Raw genomic sequence first — 15,253 nt, 5'->3', positions numbered from 1 at the left:
ATTACCAAAGCATGAGTCAACTATGTAAAGCATGCCAAGCCAGTGGCTTACCCATTATGCCGGTGCGTTATGCCGTTGTGCCCAAGGCTGTGGCAGCAAAGCTACCCGCTTGGGCGGAAGGCACAAGGGTAAAAGACATTGCCTTGGGCGATGAGTTTCATTACGCATTGCGCACCATTCGTGCAGGCTACGTGTATTTGTTCTACTCAAAAAACGCCCGTGGTACCAAGCAGTGGGAGTGTTACAGCGTTACCGAAGATGGCCTGCTACTGCTTCAGCCCACGCCCAAGGCGGCTTCCGCGCCTAAAGACAGCATTACTTGCCAAACTGCAGGCCATCGCAATAGCCGCTTGCACCACCTGATTATTGATCGCCCGGATGAGTGCGGCCCAACATGGATCGCGTTTAGCGAGCATAAATGGAGCGATGAAACCCTGGCGCAATATGGCAGCGATGCCAAGCTGCGCAGCGCCAGAATGCAAGAAATCGACCCTAAAGCCATGGCCGCTGGTACCAAAAACCCGCATAGCAGCCCAGCCAGCTTAACCGCACTAGAAAGCATCATGGAATACAGCCCAGGCTTTTCGAATGCTCAGTTACCCTACGATCAGAAAATGCCTATTTTTAGTAAGCGCGATGGTAGTTATGAAAAAGGGCAACTGACTAGGGTCAGCACGCAATATCGGGTTACCACTCGCAAAGCCGTGGTCGCAGAGACTTTGCAATTTATGCAATCTCGCGCAAAGAAAAGTGCAGGTGGCAGCAACACACCTCATGTTATGGCCCTATGGGATGCGGTGGGGGTGGCTCATGAGCTGAATGGATATCGTAACGACCCTGCTGCTTATCTCGCGCTTTTCACTCAAGAGCGTGAATTTCAGCTTGATGCCATTCTGGGTATTGAATCATTAAAAGAATCTTTAACAATACAACGTGGCGAAGCCATCGATAGAGAAGAAGATCGCCCACTCGTCGCTCATAGTACATATCCAATCTCCAATAGAGGAACCACTCAAAGCGTGGCCAAACAAGCTCCTTTATATCCAATGGCCAATAGTGAGTACGCTCGGGAAGAAGCCAAAAAAAAATCCATGGCAAGGACATGGGATAAGTATGAAAATAATATCGATCAAGATGCATATAAAAAATTTAAAAATCATCAAAAAGAACTGATCGAAAGTATTGAATCGCTAGCAGATAAACGCACTCAAGTCTTGGTTCGTTGGCTTGATGCCCCATTATTCATTGATACCTTAGAAGACTTTCATAATGAAAATCCTGCGGATGGCCTTGCTTTTGAAAGCGTTTTTGGAGCGGCAATTCTGGGTATCAATTCCAGTGAATCAGGGAAACGCAAACTAAAGATTTGGATGGATCAAATCAAGATTGATAAAAACAGTTTGTTTTATCGCGCAGTAGCACAGAATCAAAAAGAGATTGCCACCGAACTCGAGCATTTCTTAAAACTGGCCAAAGAAAATAAAGACAAGCCTTATACCGAGGCGGACTTTAAGGAGGGGATGAAATCTCTTACCTTCGGGCAAAAATTATTTGATATGTACAAAAAGGCATTATCAGTTGAATCAACAAATGCGAAAGCACTTGCTGATGCCAAAATAAAGCCTAACCCCAATCCAAAAGCTAAAGCTTTTGGGATCGCTTTGCATGCCGTGCCAAAAGGCAATCCTGGTACATGGATAAAAACAGTGGGCGATCTATTCTTTCGAAATTTTTTGCCCGCATTTAATCAAGTTGCAGACCTCACTAAGTCAAATACTTCAGGGCATTATCTGGGTGAGAAATTCATCCAAATGATTTTGGGTGCACGTGCTTTAGTTGATCCAGCGGATATCAAAGTATTAATTAAAGAGCAGCATAATGCGGATGTACTTCGCAGAAAAGAAATTGATAGCCGTTCGAAAAACAAACGGGAAGCGGGTAGAAAAGATCGACATACTTCAAAAAAAGCGACACTGACAGCCCAAGAAGCCGCTTTCCGTGCGAATCAGGGTAAAAATCTAGGCAAGGCATGGGAAACTTTCCAAAAGACCAAATCCGCCGATCATTTATCAGCCATTAAAGATATGCGGCTGACTTTAGCCGTTATCCTTATTGAAGGTGTAAACCTAACCCGATTAACCGTGTTTTACCACAATGATCTTGTAGCACTGGGGCTAGTTAGTGCGTCCGCATTAAGTTTAACCGCAGGCATTATCGATATTTCGGCCACACCCATTAAAAATGCATTAGGAGCGGATAGCCGAAGCTTTCAAAAGATGAAACTTGTTGGTGGCTCCTTAAGTGCCACGGCAGGCATGATTGGCATGATTGTGGATGGCATATATGCGTATAAAAATTTTCAGAAAGATGATTATCCTATAGCCTTTCTATACATTGCAAAAGCCGCACTTGGCGGTGCATCAGCCGCTTTAACTGGTGCGAGTACCTTTACTTATGCCGCTCCGATTATTCTGCGAGTCACAAGTAATGCTGCCCTTGCAGAAGTAACAGGCTTTATGGGCTTACAAGCAAGCAAAATTATTGCCACACGAATATTTTTTATGTCAGTGGGTTTGTGGCTTACCGTAGGCGCATTTGGGATTCAAATCATTATTTGGCAAATAACCGATGATGCTTTAGAAAAATGGCTAAACCTTACCCCCTTTGGCCGTAAAAAAGATGAGCAGGGTGCATACCTAGACAGTGAAGAAATGAAGCACGCACTCGACAACGCAAAAAAGGAGCACGCATCATAATGTTGGACATTGAGCAAACACCCTCGGTTTCTGGATTAGTAAAAATCAGTGGCCAGATTAAAAACTACAAATCAACGCGTGAGCATGCCAATTTCTTTTTTACTCAAAATGATAATAAAGCGATGGGCTTGGCGGCCATTGCCAGTGCGGCAATTGGCTCAAGTGGGCTGGCAATGGGCGCGGCAATTTCCGCATCGGATATGGAAGAAGAAGCCGATTATGTAGAGTTTGAAATGGATGGCAAAGCAATGAAGGGCTGGGTTTGGCGCAGCCCCTTTGCCAACAATGATATTGTGGATGTGGTTGGCGAATGGCGGGATGATTATTTTGAATTAGTCGCCATTGCCCGCCCCGCAGATCGAACCATTGCTCTTTATCCGCACTGCTCACGTGGCAAGCATGCACATATCAAAAATGCGATTAAATGGTGGTTTCTTGGTGTGACAGGCATGATCGGCTTTACCGCTATTACTATGGCTTTTCTAATCGCTCTCGGCGAATCTTTTCTTGTCCTTTTACTTTTTATTCCTTGTTTTTTAGTACCCTCATTGATGTGGCTATTCTTTGGGAAAAAGGGTCTGCTCGGGTGTTTAGGCGTTCTTTTGTCGGTAATAATATATATATATAGTCTAGATGATTTTATTTTAGCAATACGTACTGTTTGGCCTGTTCCTATTGGGCTCTATATATTTATGGGGATATTTGCGATTCTATACTCACGAAAAACGATGAAGTTTGTCAATGTAGCGACTTATGTTTTTGATGCCCTTGGCTTAGAAAACCCATCAAATATAGATTTGCCAAAGACATCGCAGGCAGAAGTTTACAAATTAATTAAAGAAAGAAAAATAGAAAGAGAAAATGAAGTAATAAAAGAAAATGAATTAATAAAAAATAATAAAGAAATAAAAAGAAAGAAAGAGGGAAATAAAGGAAGAAAATTAGAAATAAAGAAAGAAATAAAAGATAATTCCTTGTTAAGCCAGACTGAAATGAGCTTGGGCTCTATGTATTTTAAATACTGAGTGCTCCCCTTAATGAGCCTATTTTTCATTCATACCTTCGCCATTGCAAGGAGTACGCATCATAATGTTGGACATGGAACAAACTCCCTCGGTTTCTGGATTAGTTAAAATCAGTGGCCAGATTAGTAATTACCAATCAACACGTGAACATGCCAATTTCTTTTTTACTCAAAATGATAATAAAGCGATGGGCTTGGCAGCCATTGCCAGTGCGGCAATAGGCTCAAGTGGGCTGGCAATGGGGGCTGCCATATCAGCATCGGATATGGAAGAAGAAGCCGATTATGTAGAGTTTGAAATGGATGGCAAGGCAATGAAGGGCTGGGTTTGGCGCAGCCCCTTTGCCAACAATGATATTGTGGATGTAGTTGGCGAATGGCGGGATGATTATTTTGAATTAGTTGCCATTGCTCGCCCCGCCGATCGAACCATTGCCCTTTACCCGCACTGCTCACGTGGCAAAGTAGCACATATCAAGAATGCCATAAAATGGTGGTTTCTTGGAGTGACTGGTATGTTTTGCTGGATTTCAGCTGCAGGCGCTCTATTACTTGCTTTTGGAGAGTCTTTTATTGGCATGTTGGTTTTTCTTCTTTGTTTTTTTGTGCCTCCATTTATGTGGCTATTCTTGGGAAAAAAAGGTCTACTGGCAAGCATAGGCGTAATTTTTGCGCCAATACTATATATATATAGCCTCGATAATTTCATTTATGCTATACGTGTGGCTTGGCCTGCGCCTGTTTTTCTCTATATATTTATGGGGATATTTGCGATTCTATACTCACGAAAAACGATGACATTTGTCAATGTGGCGACTTATGTTTTTGATGCCCTTGGCTTGGAAAACCCATCAAATATAGATTTGCCAAAGACATCGCAGGCAGAAGTTTACAAATTAATCAAAGAAAGAAAAATAGCAAGAGAAAATGAAGCAATAAAAGAAAATGAATTAATAAAAAATAATAAAGAAACAAAAAGAAAGAAAGAGAGAAAAAAAGGAAGAAAGGTAGAAATAAAGAAAGAAATAAAAGATAATTCCTTGTTAAGCCAGACTGAAATGAGCTTGGGCTCTATGTATTTTAAGTACTAAGTGCTCCCCTTAATGAGCCTATTTTTCATTAATACATTCGCCATTGCAAGGAGTATGCATATTGCCTGTTGAGCAAACACCCTCGGTTTCTGGCAATGAATAGCTGGGGTCAGAGTAAAGTTAAATCTGCTTGCTTTGGCTCTAAGAGCATTAAGTATAATAAGATTTAATAGTGATTTACCTGCATGGGAACTTGAGAATGTTGAATCTATACTTTTTATTAGCTAGGGAAGTGGGGGAGCCAGGTCTTATCTCTTGAAAATGATTTAAAACCTGCCCGGTACTTCGTTGGCTACAAGAAAAAAACTAACTTTATAAGTTGCAGACTATGGCAAAACAACACCCTTATGAATTAATACTGGAAATTATTAAGCAAGCCGAAGCAGGCGCTACAAGCTCAAAGCTAAGTCGTGAGTATGGCATAAACAGTAGTCTCATAAGTAAATGGCGGGTTAAATATAAAGGTATGGACCTTGCCATGATGGTGGAAAGAAAGAGGTTAATTCTTGAAAATATTGCTAATAAAATAAGGCAAGCTAAGCAATCCGTTGTAGCCGTGCAAGCAGAAATAAAAAAGAAAAAATCAGAGCCTTTACTGCAGCCCTGCAGCCCCTACTTCTCTGCTACCCCCCAAGCAGTGCAAGAGGCGGTACAAAGCTGGAAAAACTTGCAAACCAGTAAAGCACCAAGCGCACAACTGCTTGAATCGCGCCTGCAAATTGTTCATGACATTGCCAAGGCTTGGGATGGAGAATGCTTGTCTAGAGAATACAAAAGTAAAGTTGCGTACATGTCCTTTCGCTGTGGAAAAGGGCATGCTTTTGAGAGCAATGCGCGGCGATTGTTATATGGCAATTTCTGTACCGTTTGTTATAGAGCCAAGCCAGAAGGTTTAAAAAAACTACAGGACGTAGCAGCGGCCCGTGGCTGGCAAAGTCTGGCGACTGAATATAAAGACTGCAAGACTCCCGTTTCATGGCGCTGCGATCAGGGGCATGAAGTTAAGGCACCATTGGAATCAATTAAAAATGGTATGGGATGCATGCAGTGCCATAAAAATCGCCGCTGGTATACGCTGGAAAAAATGCAAGCCATGGCAAAACTAAGGGGTGGGCTTTGTTTATCTGATAAATATACAACGTACGAGCCTATGCTCTGGCAATGTAAACGTGGCCATGTATGGAAGTCCATCCCAAGCAATATTACGCGTGGATCTTGGTGCCGAGTGTGTGGGAATATAGACAAGATCACCCGCCCCAATAGCAAGGCATGGAGAAAATATCCAAATGGTGCATAGTGAGGCATGCTGGGAATAACGGACACCTTCAATTCTGTAAAATCAGTGTATGGAGGTAGTGATGAGCAAAATACCGAGAGCAAAATATACCGCAGAATTTCGTGCCGAAGCCGTAAAACTGGTTCTGGAAAAAGGTCATAGCACGCCTGAAGCCGCGAGGCTATTGAGCATCCCCGAGCAATCTCTGGGCAATTGGGTTCGACTCGCTAAAAATGGTTAGTTAAAGACTGTCGAGCCGTTAGGGCGCGCCGCTGTTAGTACGCAGGAGCAAGAAATTTCCCGCTTGCACCGCGAATTGGCGGAGGCGCGTATGGAGCGTGATTTATTAAAAAAAGCCGCCGCGTACTTTGCCAGGGAAGCCCTGCCAGGTACGCGTTCATGAAGCAGCATCGGTCTGAATTTCCGGTGGCACTCATGTGCCGAGTACTGGAAGTATCCAGTAGTGGCTTTTACGACTGGCTGGAGCGCAAGTCCTCAATGCGAGCGCAAAATATGCACCTTAATTTTTTAATTAAGGCGCGCATATGTTTGGCATTCACGACTTGGGCTTATTTGTTATTTCCGGTCTTTTACTAAATATGGCGCCGGGTCCGGATTCTTTGTTGATTGTTTCACGCAGTGCGTCACAAGGCTGGCGCGCTGGCTCGGCTGCGGCACTGGGGATAGGCAGCGGCACTTTGGTACATATTTTTGCAGCAGCATTGGGCCTGTCCGCCCTTTTGTCCACCTCAGCCATGGCATTTAGCATTATGAAATACATAGGCGCAGCCTACTTAATTTATATGGGTAGCAAGCTTTTATTAAACAGATCAGCCACACCAGCCATCAACCAGCCCGCATCCACCCTCACTTACAAAAACGTTTTCCTACAAGGCCTCTTCTGTAATTTATTAAACCCCAAAGTTGCAATTTTTTTCCTTGCCTTTGTCCCGCAGTTTATTTCTGCTCAATCCCCGTCCAAAACGCTTGCATTTATCTTACTTGGCTGCATATTTAACGCCAACGGCATGGTCTGGTGCCATTTTTTAGCCCTTTCATCGGCAAAAATCAGCCATCATATTCAGCTTAACAGCAGCTTTACCTGCTGGATAAATAAAGCCATCGGGGCGCTTTTTGTTTCTTTCGGAATCAAGCTCGTTAACCACAACTAACGCCAGCGGGGAAAAGATAAACCCTCACCATTCGGGCAAATACATTTTGCAAGCATCCGCAGGCAAGGCTTACACGCGGCCTATTTCACCCGCCTTAGTAACAACAAGCCCAACACCCTATCAATAACTCGGCAAAAATCTTACACCTCTGTTAATATTCGCCCCCGTCACACTGATCTGTTTCGCCCTGTTATCCCGCACTCTGGAATAAAAGTCTTATGCTTAACGCCGTACCGCTTTCTGAACAACTTCAACATTATTTCGGTTTTAACCAATTTCGCAATGGTCAGCGTGAAGTCGTTGAAGCACTGACAGACGGGCATTCGGCAATGGCGATTTTTCCTACCGGCTCGGGCAAATCGCTATGCTATCAGCTGGCAGCCTTACAAATGCCGCACCTCACACTGGTAATCTCCCCCCTGTTAGCTTTAATCCGCGATCAGCTGGCTTTTTTACAAAGCAAGGGTATTGCATCTGCAGCAATTGATTCCAGTCAAAGCCGCGAAGAAACACAGCAAGTCATGAAGGATGCGCAGGAAGGCAGACTCAAGATCTTAATGATATCGGTAGAGCGTTTAAAAAACGAGCGGTTCCGCCGCTTTATTGCGCAGATTCCCGTATCACTCATGGTGATTGATGAAGCGCACTGCATTTCCGAATGGGGACATAACTTTCGACCCGACTACCTGAAACTACCCGATTACAAGCGCGAATTAAAAATCCCCCAGGCACTATTACTCACCGCTACAGCCACACCGGCTGTGATTAGGGATATGGCCGCAAAATTTGCCATTCATGAACATCACACTACCGTGACCGGCTTTTATCGTTCTAATTTACACCTGCATATTCGCCCAACTGAAAGCGCTCATAAAGACGCCACGCTGATCCATGTGCTCGGTAAAACACCAGATGAGCCCTGTGTTGTGTATGTTACCCAGCAAAACACGGCCGAAGTCGTCGCTGCCATGCTGCAAAACAAAGGATTTAAAGCCACGGCCTATCATGCAGGGCTGGATAATATGGTGCGCCAGCAGATTCAGGATGATTTTATGCGGGGTGCGTCACAGGTGATTGTGGCAACGATTGCCTTTGGCATGGGCATCGACAAAAGTGATATCCGCCAGGTAATTCATTATGATTTACCTAAATCAGTGGAAAACTATAGCCAGGAAATTGGCCGCGCCGGGCGTGATGGCAAAAAATCGCTATGCACCTTGCTTGGCAGCCAGGATGGATTAAACCTGCTGCAAAACTTTGTTTATGGGGACACGCCAGAACAGGCGTCCATTGCCAGAGTCTTACAAAACATTATTGAAAACACAGAAAACGGCCAATGGGAAATAACGCTTTACGATTTATCATCGCAAAGCAATATTCGCCAATTGCCATTAAAAACACTCCTGGTTTATTTAAACATGCAGGGTGTGATTCAGCCCCTGTACAGCTACTACAGCGAATATCGTTTCGTATTGCAAATGAGCGAAACCGATTTATTGGGCCACTTTAAAGAAGAGCGCCGTGATTTTATTAGCTCCCTTCTTAAACACTCCAAGCTTGCCCGCACATGGTACAGCTTTGATTTTGATTCTTTTCTTGGCGAGTTCCCTGATCAGCGCCAGCGCGCCGTTGCTGCACTTGAATATCTTGATGAAAGTGGCTATTTGCGCCTTGAAACCAAGCAAATGACCGATGTATATCAAGTGCTCGCCCCTATCGATATTGAACAGTTATCTGCACAGCTTTATCGCCAGTTTAGTGACAAGGAACAAAAAGAAATTGGCCGCCTGGCACAAATGCTGGCACTTTTTGAAAGCAAAGAATGCTTAAGCCACACTCTGGCAGTCTATTTTGGCGACGAAAAAGCCCCCGCTACCTGTGGCCATTGCAGTGTATGCCACGGCAAACCCGCCACCCTCCCTGCACCACCAGCGCTTGTTTCCGTTGAAGATCTCGATTTACACGCAATGTGTGCTGACCTGCTTAATAAAGCAGGCAAGCCACTTAGCGCCCATTTACTCAGCTGTTTTTTGTGCGGCATCACCCTGCCGCTACTCACCAAATACCGTGCTAGCAAAATGGCCTATTTTGGCAAACTGGCAGATTATCCCTTTGCAGAAGTCAGGGCGGCGTTTGCTATGGCCTGATTTTATTTAACAAGAGATAAGCCATACATTTTGCCGGCTAAAACATGGCAACGCTCTCTCGCAAGCCCCCGAATTACGGCGTAGAATGCGGCATTTTTCGCCGGGACCCCATTCATGGCCAAACTCTATTTTCGCTATTCCGCTATGAATGCGGGCAAATCCACGGCCATGCTGCAAGTTGCTCATAATTACGAAGAGCGAGATATGCAAATTGCGCTTTTTACCGCCGCCATTGATGACAGGCACAGCGTAGGCACGGTGGCATCGCGGCTGGGTGTTACGCGGCAAGCCGAAATATTCAGCAGCAGCAGCGATTTCAGCCTGCTGTTTGCCAAGCGAAAAGTCGCCTGTATTTTGATTGATGAAGCGCAGTTTCTCAGCCCGGAGCAAGTGCGGCAGCTGCATAGACTGGCGCATCAAAGCAATTTACCGGTAATTTGCTACGGCCTGCGGGCAGACTTTTTAGGCACCCCCTTCCCCGGCTCTGCCTATTTACTGGCACTGGCCGATGATTTAGAAGAGATGAAAACCATCTGCCTGTGCGGCAAAAAAGCCACCATGAACGCAAGGGTAAACGCCCAAGGCTACCGGGAAATCACCGGCGAGCAGATTGTCATCGGCGGCAATTCCAGATACCTGGCCATGTGTGCCAGATGCTATTACTCGGCAAAAGCCGCCCTGTAAACGCAAACAGATCGCGCTTACCCCACCACAAAAAAACAGCCCTTAGAAGCCACCAAGGGCTGTGGATCACGATTCCAAATCGGTGTGACTTTGAATCACCCTGGAAACAAGGCCGTACTCAATGGCCTCTTCTGGATTCATCCAGTAATCACGCTCAATATCATTCAATACTTTCTCCAGACTCTGACCAGTTTCTTTAGCAATCACTGCCGCAATCCGCTCGCGCATACGGATGATTTCTTTGACCTGGATTTCTACATCAGAAGCAGATCCACCCATACCCCCGCTGGGCTGGTGAATCAAAAAACGTGTATTGGGCAGGCACACCCTTCGCTCTTTGGGAGCCGAAAGAAAAATATGTGCACCCGCGCTAGCTACCCAGCCGCTGCCTATCATATTCACCGGGGCACGAATAAATTTGATAATGTCATGAATCACATCACCTGATTCCACATGGCCACCGGGGGACGAAATCAGCACATTAATAGGCTTGGCCGACTCGGTCGCCAGAGCAATCAAACGCCGAGCCGTATCTTTAGCCAGTACATCGTTAATCGTGCCAATAATAAAAACAAAGCGGGTTTCGAATGCTTTTTCTTCCAGAAAAGCGTCTTATGAGCCCCCTGTTACTGCTGCTTCAGCCATCTTATACCCCTGGGTAGATAAACTTACAAAAATCAAAAGCAATAACAATGGAAATACTTAAGAATAGGCGTTTTATCCCTACCCATCTCCTTTAATATGAGTCAGCCAGCAACAAACCCAAAACACTTGACCCTGCACAATACGTAAATAAGCAGGGGGCTTATGCTGCATCTACCTACGTAAGGATAAACAATGAGCTTTAAATCACTTCAGATTGCAGGACACAGCCTCTTACCTATCGTACAAGGCGGCATGGGTGTGGGCGTTTCAGCGCATAAACTTGCCGGAGCCGTTGCCAAAGAAAATGCCCTCGGCACCATCGCCAGTGTGGATTTACGCCAACACCACCCCGATCTGCTAGCTGCAACACACCGCTGCCTTGATGCCAATCTGATCAATAAAACCAATTTAACCGCGCTGGACAGAGAGATTCGCGCAGCCAAAGAAATAGCCAATGGCTGCGGCATGATTGCTGTCAACGTCATGAAGGCCGTGCGTGATCATGTAGCCTTAGTAAAACAGGCCTGCGAAAGCGGAGCAGATGCCATTGTTATGGGGGCGGGACTGCCAATCGATCTACCTGAAATGATCGCAGATCACCCTAAAGTTGCACTAATTCCGATTCTGTCCGACGCACGCGGCGTAGCCATTATTTTAAAAAAATGGTTAAAAAAAGGCCGGCGCGCTGATGCCATTGTAATTGAGCATCCCGGCCACGCAGGCGGCCATTTAGGCGCGGCACGCATCAGCGACGTGCATGACTCCCGCTTTGATTTTGCTAAAGTACTGGCTGATTGCCATGCTCTGTTTACAGAGCTGGGTTTGGGCCGCGATGCACCTCAATTAATTGTTGCTGGTGGCATAGACAGCCATGAGAAAGTAGACCACTGGCTAAACAATGGCGCAGATGCCGTACAGCTTGGAACAGCCTTTGCGGTTTGTGAAGAAGGCGATGCGCATATCAACTTTAAGCAAACCTTAATCAATGCCAAAGCCAGCGATCTGGCCGAGTTTGTCAGCGTAGCCGGCCTGCCCGCCCGTGCCGTTGCCACCCCCTGGCTCAAACAATACTTGCGCCGCGAAAGCCATCTGCAAGCACTGGCCCGCGCTGATCCGCGCCGCTGCACCCAGCGCATGGATTGCCTAAGCCACTGCGGCCTGCGCGATGGGTTGAACAAAGTTGGCCAGTTCTGCATCGACCTCAAACTTGCCTCCGCCATGCATGGTGAACTCGACAAAGGCCTGTTTTTCAGAGGCAATGGCAACCTTCCCTTCGGCAAAGCCATTCGTCCGGTGCGCGAACTGATCGACTACCTGATGAGCGGCAGAGTAGCTGCTATGGCCTGAGGCCTGCTGATGTTTCTTCATAGCCAGGCAAACTACAAAGCTGCACAGTCTTAAAAGACGCTCATGGTGATTGCATCATGAGCGTCTTCTGCCTTGTTCAACCCTAAAACCACGCCTAGGCTTTCAGCCTTGCTCGCATAAAATCAAGCAAAATTCTGACCTTTGCAGGCAAATAACGGGCACTTGGATATACCGCATAGATGCCACCGGCTGGCATGGCCCATTCAGGTAAAAGATGTAGCAGCATATTTTTTAGGACACTCAACATGCTGCATCTCTTATTTGACCCACTTTGTGGTTGGTGTTACGGCGCAGCGCCTGCTCTTTCTGCCTTAAAAGCACAGACAACCCTGAAATGGCAGTTGCACCCAACGGGGCTATTTTCCCATCCTCAGGCAATGAGCAGAGAAATGGCAAGCCACTTCTGGAGCAGCGATCAACGCATCGCCCAGATCACAGGACAGGAGTTTAGCCTGGCCTACAAAGAGCATATTCTGGCTGATCTGGACACCCCTTTTGATTCGAGTGCTTCCACACTGGCTTACTACCTGATCAGCCAGACCGTACCAGATCAATCGGTGGATGTACTGCACCGGATACAACAACTGCGTTATGCCAAAGGCACACAGGACATAGCCGATTTTATTGGGCTGGCAGCAGAGTTTGGTCTGGATGCCGGACAATTTGCCAAAGATTTTGCAGCAGGCTGGCCCAAAGAATTACACACGATTACGCAACGGGCTCAGGCTTTAATGCAAAAAAACGGCCTGCGCGGCGTACCCACGCTGCTATTACAAAAGGGCGGCCAACTGTCTGTTGTTCCCAGCTCTTTGATGCACAAGGACCCGCAAAATTTAATTGATTTTGTTGCAAAACAATAAAACCGCTTTACACCATCAACATGTAAGGAAACACCATGAAAATCGCAATCATCGGCGCAACAGGTTATGTCGGCTCTAAGCTTTTAAACGAAGCGCTTGAGCGCGGCCATCAGGTCAGCGCCCTGGTACAAAACATCGCCAGGCGCCCGCTCACGCGGCCCTGACCGCAGTTAAAACCGATGTAAACGATGAAGCTGCGCTAGCTGCCCAATTAGCGGGCCATGACCTCGTAATCAGTGCATTCAGCGGCCACGCAGCGGGGGATGTTTACCAGTATTTTGTAGATGGTTTTCAGCACATTCTGAACAGCGTAAAAGCATCAGCGGCACCCCGCTTTTTAGTTGTCGGTGCGCAGGTAGCCTGGAAGTCGCTCCCGGCGTGCAAGTGGTAGACACGCCCGGCTTTCCGGCCGAATGGAAAGGCTCAGCTCTCGGTGCTCGTACGGCTTTGAAATGACTGCGCAAAGAAAGCGTACTGGACTGGTCGATGCTCAGCCCATCCGCTCATTTAGAGCCAGGCGCACGCACAGGTCAGTTCCGCCTGGGTGGCGATCAATTACTGCTTGATGCTCAGGGCGAAAGCCGTATCTCGGTAGAAGACTTTGCTGTGGCCATGCTAAATGAAGCAGAAAACGCACGGCATAGCCGTCAACGCTTTACCGCAGGCTATTAAATTATGCATGCTTTCACCCAAAGGGCACCCTACAAAAAAACAAGATTGCGGGCTACCCGTATCTAGAGCTGTCATTGTATAAGCAGCGTAGAAACAGGGCACCGCAGCCCCTTTATCGGGCTTAGTCAGCGTACAATAAGCAAACTTTTCTTTTAAAAAAGCAAAACTGCATGCGCTATTTCCCACCATGGCTACTCTTACTGGGTGCGCTTACTGCACTTGGCCCGCTTTCCATCGATATGTATTTACCCAGCTTCCCGGCTATTTCGCACAGTCTGGGGGCTACACCTGGCTCGGTACAGCTTACTCTTGCCAGCTTTTTTATTGGTCTGGCAATCGGGCAGGCAATTTACGGCCCGTTTAGCGACCGTTTTGGCCGTAAACCACCGCTCTATTTTGGCCTTACGATTTATATTCTGGCCACTATAGGCTGCATCTTTGTCACACAGATTGATCAGCTTATTGCTTTGCGCTTTTTGCAAGCCCTTGGCGGCTGTGCGGGCATGGTGGTTTCCAGGGCCGTAGTTAGGGATCGCTGCAATGTGCAGGAAATGGCCAAAGCTTTTTCTACCCTGATGCTGATTATGGGCCTCGCCCCGATTCTGGCCCCTATTGCGGGTGGGTGGGTAACAACCACAGCGGGATGGCGGGCCATTTTTGCTTTTCAGATGCTGTTTGCACTGATCTGCCTGATTAATGTGCATTTCTTTTTTAAAGAAACCCACGATACCCAGCACAGCCCGGCACTTGAACTGGGTAAAGTACTAAAGGGCTACGCCACACTGATCCGCGATAAAGCATTTATGCGTCACGCTCTGACGGGATCACTGCTTATGGGGGGCTTTTTTGGCTATATCGCAGGATCACCGTACATCATCATTGAGCTATTTGGCGTGCCTGCCGAGCATTTTGGCTGGATCTTTGCCAGTAATGCAGCAGGCTTTATTATCAGCAGCCAGTTTAATGTACGCGCATTAAAAAACCACAGCACAAGCAAGCTACTCAGACGCGCACTGTACTTTCCCGCCTTTTCCGGGCTAAGTCTGTTTTTGCTGCAAGTATCGGGCCTGCTTAATTTCCCGCTCTTGCTGCTGGGTTTATTTATGTTTGTCACCAGCATGGGCTTTATCACCCCCAATACCTCAGCAATGGCTTTGCAACACCAGAGCAAACAAGCCGGGCTGGCATCTGCTCTGCTTGGCTCCTTGCAATTTGGCTGCGCCACACTGGCTGGTTTATTAATGGGCTTATGGCACGACAACAGCGCACTACCCTTACTCACGCTGCTTGCCGCGTGTAGTGCAGGTGCATGGCGGCTAAACCGCAGCGGGCCAGTGACCGTTGCAAAGGTTTAAATCGTATCCTCCGTTCCCCTGTGCAACCCGGGCGACGCCACGCAAACCCATTCAGGCGATGAATTGAATAAACGACTGTGTGGCAGATAAGCCCGTAAAACAGAACCGGCCCAATATCTTTAACATCAGAAACACACCAAAGAGCCATCCGATTCCCTCGCCCGCCTGCAAGCTCGCCCCCTTATTAACGGGGCGCTACCCTG

16 protein-coding genes are annotated in these 15,253 nt (G+C 46.9%); 14 read left to right on the top strand and 2 right to left on the bottom strand.

The annotated features are described in order from the left end of the window. Window positions 1-11 precede the first annotated feature (11 nt). The 8 genes from EJO50_RS06185 to EJO50_RS06150 all read left to right on the top strand — a co-directional run bounded on the left by EJO50_RS06185 (window position 12) and on the right by EJO50_RS06150 (window position 10,150). Window positions 12-2,756, top strand: a complete 2,745-nt coding sequence (locus EJO50_RS06185; protein WP_308418410.1) for a T6SS effector BTH_I2691 family protein — start codon at window positions 12-14, stop codon at window positions 2,754-2,756. Continuing rightward, a complete protein-coding gene (locus tag EJO50_RS06180) occupies window positions 2,756-3,781 on the top strand; it encodes a putative type VI secretion system effector (RefSeq protein ID WP_125972460.1) in 1,026 nt (341 codons plus the stop codon). Before EJO50_RS06185 ends, EJO50_RS06180 begins: the two co-directional genes overlap by 1 nt. A 64-nt stretch (window positions 3,782-3,845) precedes the next feature. After that, the gene (locus EJO50_RS06175) at window positions 3,846-4,871 is read left to right on the top strand and encodes a putative type VI secretion system effector (protein WP_125972458.1); all 1,026 of its coding nucleotides are present in this window, start codon (window positions 3,846-3,848) and stop codon (window positions 4,869-4,871) included. Between the two features lie 328 nt (window positions 4,872-5,199). Then, on the top strand, window positions 5,200-6,168 hold the full coding sequence (locus EJO50_RS06170; RefSeq protein WP_125972456.1) for a transposase: 969 nt from the start codon (window positions 5,200-5,202) through the stop codon (window positions 6,166-6,168). Window positions 6,169-6,229: 61 nt separating this feature from the next. Further along, on the top strand, window positions 6,230-6,388 hold the full coding sequence (locus EJO50_RS06165) for a transposase (protein WP_164521443.1): 159 nt from the start codon (window positions 6,230-6,232) through the stop codon (window positions 6,386-6,388). Window positions 6,389-6,692: 304 nt separating this feature from the next. Continuing rightward, the gene (locus EJO50_RS06160) at window positions 6,693-7,319 is read left to right on the top strand and encodes a LysE family translocator (protein ID WP_125972452.1); all 627 of its coding nucleotides are present in this window, start codon (window positions 6,693-6,695) and stop codon (window positions 7,317-7,319) included. A 218-nt stretch (window positions 7,320-7,537) separates the two neighbouring features. Then, window positions 7,538-9,466: a RecQ family ATP-dependent DNA helicase gene (locus EJO50_RS06155; protein ID WP_125972450.1), complete on the top strand. Its 1,929-nt coding sequence runs from the start codon at window positions 7,538-7,540 to the stop codon at window positions 9,464-9,466. Window positions 9,467-9,580: 114 nt separating this feature from the next. After that, window positions 9,581-10,150, top strand: coding sequence for a thymidine kinase (locus tag EJO50_RS06150; protein WP_125972448.1), 570 nt, complete (start codon window positions 9,581-9,583; stop codon window positions 10,148-10,150). 66 nt (window positions 10,151-10,216) lie between these two features. On the opposite strand, the gene EJO50_RS06145 is transcribed toward EJO50_RS06150, so the two are convergent. Further along, a complete protein-coding gene (locus tag EJO50_RS06145) occupies window positions 10,217-10,693 on the bottom strand; it encodes an ATP-dependent Clp protease proteolytic subunit (RefSeq protein WP_233702223.1) in 477 nt (158 codons plus the stop codon). A gap of 294 nt (window positions 10,694-10,987) precedes the next feature. Here EJO50_RS06145 and EJO50_RS06140 point away from each other — a divergent pair, with 294 nt between their 5' ends. Continuing rightward, complete coding sequence (locus tag EJO50_RS06140) at window positions 10,988-12,142, top strand: NAD(P)H-dependent flavin oxidoreductase (RefSeq protein WP_125972444.1); 1,155 nt, start codon at window positions 10,988-10,990, stop codon at window positions 12,140-12,142. A gap of 115 nt (window positions 12,143-12,257) precedes the next feature. Here EJO50_RS06140 and EJO50_RS06135 read toward each other — a convergent pair whose 3' ends face one another. Continuing rightward, window positions 12,258-12,410 carry a hypothetical protein gene (locus EJO50_RS06135; protein WP_125972442.1) on the bottom strand — a complete coding sequence of 51 codons (153 nt, stop codon included), beginning with the start codon at window positions 12,408-12,410 and terminating at the stop codon, window positions 12,258-12,260. Between EJO50_RS06135 and EJO50_RS06130 the strand changes: the two genes are divergently transcribed. The 5 genes from EJO50_RS06130 to EJO50_RS06110 all read left to right on the top strand — a co-directional run bounded on the left by EJO50_RS06130 (window position 12,409) and on the right by EJO50_RS06110 (window position 15,050). Beyond that, window positions 12,409-13,023 (top strand): DsbA family protein, encoded by a 615-nt coding sequence (locus tag EJO50_RS06130; RefSeq protein ID WP_164521442.1) that lies wholly within the window; start codon window positions 12,409-12,411, stop codon window positions 13,021-13,023. The two genes, EJO50_RS06135 and EJO50_RS06130, sit on opposite strands and share 2 nt — an antisense overlap. A gap of 35 nt (window positions 13,024-13,058) precedes the next feature. Next, window positions 13,059-13,187 (top strand): NmrA family NAD(P)-binding protein, encoded by a 129-nt coding sequence (locus tag EJO50_RS17415; RefSeq protein WP_125972438.1) that lies wholly within the window; start codon window positions 13,059-13,061, stop codon window positions 13,185-13,187. Continuing rightward, a complete protein-coding gene (locus EJO50_RS17410; RefSeq protein WP_125976330.1) occupies window positions 13,184-13,414 on the top strand; it encodes an NAD(P)H-binding protein in 231 nt (76 codons plus the stop codon). The genes EJO50_RS17415 and EJO50_RS17410 overlap by 4 nt, the downstream gene beginning before the upstream one ends. Before the next feature lie 95 nt (window positions 13,415-13,509). After that, the gene (locus EJO50_RS17405) at window positions 13,510-13,695 is read left to right on the top strand and encodes an NAD(P)-dependent oxidoreductase (RefSeq protein ID WP_125972436.1); all 186 of its coding nucleotides are present in this window, start codon (window positions 13,510-13,512) and stop codon (window positions 13,693-13,695) included. 170 nt (window positions 13,696-13,865) lie between these two features. Continuing rightward, window positions 13,866-15,050, top strand: coding sequence for a multidrug effflux MFS transporter (locus EJO50_RS06110; RefSeq protein WP_125972434.1), 1,185 nt, complete (start codon window positions 13,866-13,868; stop codon window positions 15,048-15,050). Window positions 15,051-15,253 lie beyond the last annotated feature (203 nt).

Source organism: Iodobacter ciconiae (assembly GCF_003952345.1).
In the GTDB taxonomy this organism is placed as follows: domain Bacteria; phylum Pseudomonadota; class Gammaproteobacteria; order Burkholderiales; family Chitinibacteraceae; genus Iodobacter; species Iodobacter ciconiae.
This window is presented reverse-complemented; position numbering and strand designations above follow the sequence as displayed.

Bases quoted from the DNA above. Each gene is read 5' to 3' on its own strand.
- EJO50_RS06185 (WP_308418410.1), top strand. From the start codon at position 12: ATGAGTCAACTATGTAAAGCATGCCAAGCCAGTGGCTTACCCATTATG.
- EJO50_RS06180 (WP_125972460.1), top strand. From the start codon at position 2,756: ATGTTGGACATTGAGCAAACACCCTCGGTTTCTGGATTAGTAAAAATC.
- EJO50_RS06175 (WP_125972458.1), top strand. From the start codon at position 3,846: ATGTTGGACATGGAACAAACTCCCTCGGTTTCTGGATTAGTTAAAATC.
- EJO50_RS06170 (WP_125972456.1), top strand. From the start codon at position 5,200: ATGGCAAAACAACACCCTTATGAATTAATACTGGAAATTATTAAGCAA.
- EJO50_RS06165 (WP_164521443.1), top strand. From the start codon at position 6,230: ATGAGCAAAATACCGAGAGCAAAATATACCGCAGAATTTCGTGCCGAA.
- EJO50_RS06160 (WP_125972452.1), top strand. From the start codon at position 6,693: ATGTTTGGCATTCACGACTTGGGCTTATTTGTTATTTCCGGTCTTTTA.
- EJO50_RS06155 (WP_125972450.1), top strand. From the start codon at position 7,538: ATGCTTAACGCCGTACCGCTTTCTGAACAACTTCAACATTATTTCGGT.
- EJO50_RS06150 (WP_125972448.1), top strand. From the start codon at position 9,581: ATGGCCAAACTCTATTTTCGCTATTCCGCTATGAATGCGGGCAAATCC.
- EJO50_RS06140 (WP_125972444.1), top strand. From the start codon at position 10,988: ATGAGCTTTAAATCACTTCAGATTGCAGGACACAGCCTCTTACCTATC.
- EJO50_RS06130 (WP_164521442.1), top strand. From the start codon at position 12,409: ATGCTGCATCTCTTATTTGACCCACTTTGTGGTTGGTGTTACGGCGCA.
- EJO50_RS06135 (WP_125972442.1), bottom strand. From the start codon at position 12,410: ATGTTGAGTGTCCTAAAAAATATGCTGCTACATCTTTTACCTGAATGG.
- EJO50_RS17415 (WP_125972438.1), top strand. From the start codon at position 13,059: ATGAAAATCGCAATCATCGGCGCAACAGGTTATGTCGGCTCTAAGCTT.
- EJO50_RS17405 (WP_125972436.1), top strand. From the start codon at position 13,510: ATGCTCAGCCCATCCGCTCATTTAGAGCCAGGCGCACGCACAGGTCAG.
- EJO50_RS06110 (WP_125972434.1), top strand. From the start codon at position 13,866: ATGCGCTATTTCCCACCATGGCTACTCTTACTGGGTGCGCTTACTGCA.